5 protein-coding genes are annotated in these 5,976 nt (G+C 73.7%); all 5 read right to left on the bottom strand.

The window, feature by feature from the left end:
* A partial coding sequence (gene ftsZ / locus E1284_RS37600; RefSeq protein ID WP_131944916.1) for a cell division protein FtsZ occupies window positions 1–970 on the bottom strand: 970 nt, incomplete at its 3' end.
* Between the two features lie 394 nt (window positions 971–1,364).
* On the bottom strand, window positions 1,365–2,108 hold the full coding sequence (locus E1284_RS37595; protein ID WP_131944915.1) for a cell division protein FtsQ/DivIB: 744 nt from the start codon (window positions 2,106–2,108) through the stop codon (window positions 1,365–1,367).
* Between the two features lie 61 nt (window positions 2,109–2,169).
* Window positions 2,170–3,579, bottom strand: coding sequence for a UDP-N-acetylmuramate--L-alanine ligase (gene murC / locus E1284_RS37590; protein WP_131944914.1), 1,410 nt, complete (start codon window positions 3,577–3,579; stop codon window positions 2,170–2,172).
* Window positions 3,576–4,670 (bottom strand): undecaprenyldiphospho-muramoylpentapeptide beta-N-acetylglucosaminyltransferase, encoded by a 1,095-nt coding sequence (gene murG, locus E1284_RS37585; protein WP_131944913.1) that lies wholly within the window; start codon window positions 4,668–4,670, stop codon window positions 3,576–3,578. Before murG ends, murC begins: the two co-directional genes overlap by 4 nt.
* A gap of 40 nt (window positions 4,671–4,710) precedes the next feature.
* Entirely contained in the window at window positions 4,711–5,964 is a 1,254-nt protein-coding gene (ftsW, locus tag E1284_RS37580) for a putative lipid II flippase FtsW (protein ID WP_131944912.1), read from the bottom strand.
* Window positions 5,965–5,976: the final 12 nt, after the last annotated feature.

The raw sequence follows: 5,976 nt of genomic DNA, 5'->3' as shown, positions 1-5,976 counted from the left end.
GTTCGGGGGCGGGCTTGGCGGGGCGGCCCTCGTCAAAACCCGCCGCGATCACCGTGACCCGGACCTCGTCGCCGAGCGCGTCGTCGATGACCGCGCCGAAGATGATGTTGGCGTCCGGCGCCGCGGCGTTCGACACCAGTTGCGCGGCCTCGTTGATCTCGAACAGCCCGAGGTCGGAGCCGCCGGAGATGGACAGCAGCACGCCGTGCGCGCCGTCGATGCTGGCCTCCAGCAGCGGGCTGGAGATCGCCATCTCGGCGGCGGCGACGCTGCGGTCGTCGCCGCGCGCGGAGCCGATGCCCATCAGCGCCGAGCCGGCACCGGACATGACCGACTTGACGTCGGCGAAGTCCAGGTTGATCAGGCCCGGGGTGGTGATGAGGTCGGTGATGCCCTGGACACCGGACAGCAGCACCTGGTCGGCGGCCTTGAAGGCGTCCAGCACGCTGACCTGCCGGTCGGAGATCGACAGCAGCCGGTCGTTGGGGATGACGATGAGGGTGTCGACCTCGTCGCGCAGCGTCTCGATGCCGGCCTCGGCCTGCATGGCGCGGCGCTTGCCCTCGAAGCTGAAGGGGCGGGTGACGACGCCTATGGTGAGCGCGCCGAGGGTGCGGGCGATGTTGGCGACCACGGGTGCGCCGCCGGTGCCGGTGCCGCCGCCCTCCCCGGCGGTGACGAACACCATGTCGGCGCCCTTGAGGACCTCCTCGATCTCCTCCCGGTGGTCCTCGGCGGCCTTGCGGCCGACGTCCGGGTTGGCCCCGGCGCCGAGGCCGCGGGTGAGCTCGCGGCCCACGTCCAGTTTCACGTCGGCGTCACTCATCAGCAGCGCCTGGGCGTCCGTGTTGATCGCGATGAACTCGACGCCCTTGAGACCCTCTTCGATCATCCGGTTGACGGCGTTGACGCCGCCGCCGCCGATGCCGACGACCTTGATGACCGCGAGGTAGTTCTGCGGTGCTGCCACGACGAGGGGCCTTTCCGCTCTCTCCGACCGCCCTGCCCGGTCCGACCGACCGTGCCGCCGCGGTGTTCCCGACCTGTGCACTGGGGCGGGGCCGAAACCCTCACCCTCAACTTGAGGCTTACAGTTATGTCAACCTGAAGACTGATACGGACAGTAGGGCGGCCTTACCGCCAGGGTCAACTAACCTCCCCCGAACTCCACCGGCGTGTCGCACCTGGCACAGGTTTGCCCTGGTTGTCGTCGGACGGCCGCCCGTCCGGCGGCCCGCGTGCACCGGCATGCCCCTCCCTCGTCCGCCTCGATCCGGCATGACCGTTCCAGCGTGCCCCATCGGACGGCCGGAAGCGCCGCGACACACGCACCCGGCCCACTTCCCCCGGTCACTTCGCCGGAATCAGCTGGTCTTGAGGACCTCGGGGGAACTGATGTCGACGGTGCGGATGGCGCGGCCGGCCGCGGTGCGCCGCACGGCGTCCAGCAGCCTGATCTTCTCTCCTGCCCGCTCGGCGGCGCCCCACACCACCGTCTGCCCGTCCTTCATGTGCAGGGTGACCGCCTCGGCGCCGGTGGCCTCCACCTCGCCCAGCCCGCCGCGCAGCCGTTCCGGCAGCCCGGCCAGCACGGTCAGCGCCGCGCGGGTCGCCTGGTCGGACGGCCCCGGCGAGGCGGCCGTCAGCGTCGGCAGCCCGGACGGGCGGGACTCCCCGTCGGCCACGACCACCCCGTGCCGGTCGAGCAGGTGGTAGCGGCCGTCGCGCTGGAAGACCGCGACCGGGACCCGCTCGCGGACCACGATCCGGACCGTGCCCGGCCAGTGCCGCTCGATCTTCGCCGACTCGACCTCGCGGAGCCGCTCCACCCGCTGCGCGACCGCGCCGGTGCGCAGCCGCGCCATCGGCGTGCCGAGGTCGATCGCGGCGGCGGCGACGATCCGGTCGCGCGGCGCGAGGCCCGCGCCGGACACCTCCACGTGCCGCACCACCAGCAGCCGGGAGCCGAGCAGCACCCAGGTCACCAGGCCGAGCGCGCCGACGACCAGCAGGGTGACGAAGATCGCCTTCCACCGGTTCGGGCCGCCGCGCCCGCCGTCCGGCTCCCGCGGCGGGGCCGCGCGCCGGTCCGTCCGCGCCTCGGTCATGACCCAAGCTTGGCAGTTCCGTGCCCCGTCGCCGCCGACCGCGCGGGCGGCGGCGTGTCACTCACGGCGCGGCGAGGCGGTCCAGGACGAGCGGCCCGAGCTGCGTCACGTCGCCCGCGCCCAGCGTGATCACGACGTCGCCGGGCCGGGCCAGGGACGCCGCGATGCCGGGCACCTCGTCCCGGACGGGCGCGTACACGGTCTCGGTGCCGGCCGGGACGGCGTCGGCGACGAGTGCGCCGGTGACGCCGGGCTCGGGGTCCTCGCGGGCGCCGTACACGTCCAGCACGACGGCGACGTCGGCGAGGCCGAGCGCGGCGCCGAACTCGGCGGCGAAGAACCGGGTGCGGCTGTACAGGTGCGGCTGGAAGACCGCGATGATCCGCCCGCCCTGCGCCTGCTCGCCCAGGTAGTCGCGGGTGGCCTCCAGGTCGGCGGTCAGCTCGGTCGGGTGGTGGGCGTAGCTGTCGAACACCTCGACACCGCCCGCCGCGCCCTTGCGCTCCAGCCGCCGCATCGCGCCGCCGAACGCGGCGAGGCCCGCCCGCACGGCCGCGCCGTCCACCCCGAGGGCCTGCGCGACCGCGACGACGGCGGCGGCGTTGAGCGCGTTGTGCCGCCCCGGCACCGCCAGCGCCACCTCGCCGGCCCCCGCGATCTCGAACCGGGAGCCGAGGCCGCGCGGGGTGAACCCGGTCACCCGCAGGTCGGCGCCCTCGGCCTCGCCGTAGGTGCGGACGGTCAGCCCGCGGGCCCGCGCGAGGCCGGCGAGCTCCATCGCGACCGGGTCGTCGGCGCCGGCGACGAGCGTCCCGCCCGGCTCGACCCGGTCGACGAACCGGGCGAAGTTCTCCTTCACCATCTCGAAGCCGCCGTAGTTGTCGAGGTGGTCGGCCTCGACGTTGGTGACGACCGCGATGTGCGGCGTGTACATGAGGAACGAGCCGTCGCTCTCGTCGGCCTCGGCGACGAACACGTCGCCGGTCCCCTCGTCCGCGCCGAGACCGGTGGTGACCAGCTGCCCCCCGATGCAGTAGGACGGATCGGCGCCCGCCTGCTGGAGCGCGACCGTCAGCATCGAGGTGGTGGTGGTCTTGCCGTGCGTCCCGGCGACGGCGACGGCGCGCCGCCCCGCCATGAGGGACGCGAGCGCCGCGGACCGGTGCAGGACGCGCAGCCCCCGCTCGCGGGCGGCGACCAGCTCGGGGTTGGTCTCCCGGATCGCCGTGGAGACCACCACCGTGTCGGCGTCGCCCACGTAGGCGGCGTCGTGCCCGACGAACACCTTGGCGCCGAGGTCGCCGAGCTGGGCGAGCAGCGCGGAGTCGCGGGCGTCGCTGCCGGACACGGCCATGCCGCGCCGCAGCATGATGCGGGCGATGCCGGACATCCCGGCGCCGCCGATCGCGATGAAGTGGACCCTGCCGAGCTCGCCGGCCGGCACGACCTCCCCCGGGTCGATCAGGCTCATCGCGCGGCGCCCGCCTGGCGGACCACGTCGTACACCATCCGGGCGAGCGCGACGTCGGCGTCGCGGCGGCCCATCCGGCCCGCGGCCTCGGACATGTGCGCGACCCGGGCCGGGTCGGCCAGCACCGGCAGCAGGTTCCGGGCGATCCAGTCGGGCGACAGCTCGGCGTTGTCGACGAGCATACCGCCGCCCGCCGCGACGATCGGCTCGGCGTTGAGGCGCTGCTCGCCGTTGCCGATCGGCAGCGGCACGTACACCGCGGGCAGCGCGACCGCGGCCAGCTCGGCGCAGGTCATCGCGCCCGCGCGGCACATGGCCATGTCGGCGGCGGCGTAGGCGAGGTCCATCCGGTCGCAGTAGGGGATCGTGACGTACTGCGGGCCGCCGGTCGCGGGCTCGGGCTCCTCGGTGTTCTTCGGCCCGACGATGTGCAGCACCTGGATGCCGGCCTGCCGGAAGTAGGGTGCGGCGGCCACCGCGGCCTGGTTCAGCGAGCGGGCGCCCTGCGAGCCGCCGAAGATCAGCAGCGTGGGCAGGTCGGGCAGCAGCCCGAAGTAGGAGCGGGCCTTGTCGCCCATCGCGAGCCGGTAGAGGGTGGCGATCTCGCGGCGCAGCGGGATGCCGACGAACGTCGAGTTCGGCAGCGGCGAGTCGGCGTGCGAGACGGCGACGTGCTCGGTGAACCGGGCGCCGAGCTTGTTGGCGAGGCCGGGCTTGGGGTTGGCCTCGTGCACGATGATCGGCACCTTGCGCTTGCGGGCCGCGAGGTAGCCGGGCGTGGCGACGTAGCCGCCGAAGCCGACCAGGATGTCGGCCCGGGCCTGGTCCAGGACGGCCGCCGCCGCGTTGATCGCGCCGCGCAGCCGGCCGGGCACCGACAGCAGCTGCGGGGTCAGCGTGCGCGGCAGCGGCACCGGCGGGATCAGCGCGAGCTCATAGCCCCGCTGCGGGACGAGACGGGTCTCCAGCCCCCGCTCGGTCCCGAGGCAGACGATCCCGGTGTTCGGATCGTTGCGGCGCAGCGCGTCGGCGAGGGCCAGGGCGGGCTCGATGTGTCCGGCGGTGCCCCCGCCGGCCAGGACAACCCTCATGCTCGTTGACAACTCCTCAGCGTGTTCGAAAGGGGGGATTTCAACGCCGTGCCAGACCCAGCCAGCTTAGAGCCCTCACGACGGGTCCGGGGCCACGTGCGGAGAGTGCCTGCCGCGCGCCGGGCTCGCGCTTGGCGAACGACAGCAGCATCCCGAGCGCGAACAGCGTCGGGATGAGCGCCGACCCGCCGTAGGACACCAGCGGCAGCGGGATCCCCGTGATGGGCAGGACGGCGATGACGGCGCCGATGTTCACGACCGCCTGCACCACGATCCAGGCGGTGGCACCCGCGGCGGCGAGCCGGGTGAACGGGTCCTTCACCCGCCGCGCGATCCGCAGCCCGGCGTAGGTGAGCATCCCGAACATGCCGAGGACGACGAGGGTGCCGACCAGCCCGAACTCCTCCCCCACGATCGCGAAGATGAAGTCGGTGTCGGCGTGCGGCAGGTAGTCCCACTTGGCGCGGCCCTCGCCGAGCCCGGTGCCGAACAGGCCGCCGGACGCGAGCGCGTACAGCCCCTGGGTGCCCTGGTAGTTGGTGCTGAGCTTGTTGCCGGACGGGTCGAGGTAGCCGGTGAGGCGCTGCAGCCGGTACGGCTCGACGATGATGAGGATCGACACCAGCAGCGCGACCAGCCCGGCGATGCCGACGAACAGCCGTCCGGGCGCGCCGACGACCCACAGCAGCGCGAGGAAGATGGTGAGGAGCACCAGCGTCGTGCCGAGGTCGCTGCCGAGCATCACCAGCAGGACCAGGACGCCGGCGCCCGGCATCAGCGGGACGAGCAGCGGCCGCCACTCGGTGAGCTGGCCGAGCCGGTCCTTGCGGGCCAGCAGGTCGGCGCCCCACAGCACGAGGGCCAGCTTGGCGAGCTCGGACGGCTGGATCTGCACCGGCCCGAGGTCGACCCAGCGGGTGGCGCCGCCCGCGCTGCGGCCGAGCCCCGGGACGAGCACCAGCGCCAGGCACACGATCGACAGCAGCAGCATCGGGTAGGCGAGGGCGCGGAAGGTCTTCACCGGCAGCCGGGACGCCAGCCACATGCCGGGCAGCCCGATGGCGACCCACACGGCCTGCTTCTGGAACAGCGTGTACGCCGACCCGGTCGCCTGGAGCTGCTTCACGCTGGAGGCCGACAGCACCATCGTCAGGCCCAGCGCGAGCAGCATCATCGAGCAGCCCAGCACCAGGTAGTAGGAGGTGAGGGGCCGGTCGAGCAGCCCGACGGCGGCGACCACCTGCTCCCGTGGCCCCGGCCGTCCGCCGCCCTCCTCCTCGGCCGCGGCGGTCATGCCTATCGGGGG

This window comes from Actinomadura bangladeshensis, from assembly GCF_004348335.1.
GTDB lineage: Bacteria > Actinomycetota > Actinomycetes > Streptosporangiales > Streptosporangiaceae > Spirillospora > Spirillospora bangladeshensis.
Note: the sequence above shows the minus strand (reverse complement) of the source record. Positions and strands in the feature narration are given on the sequence as shown.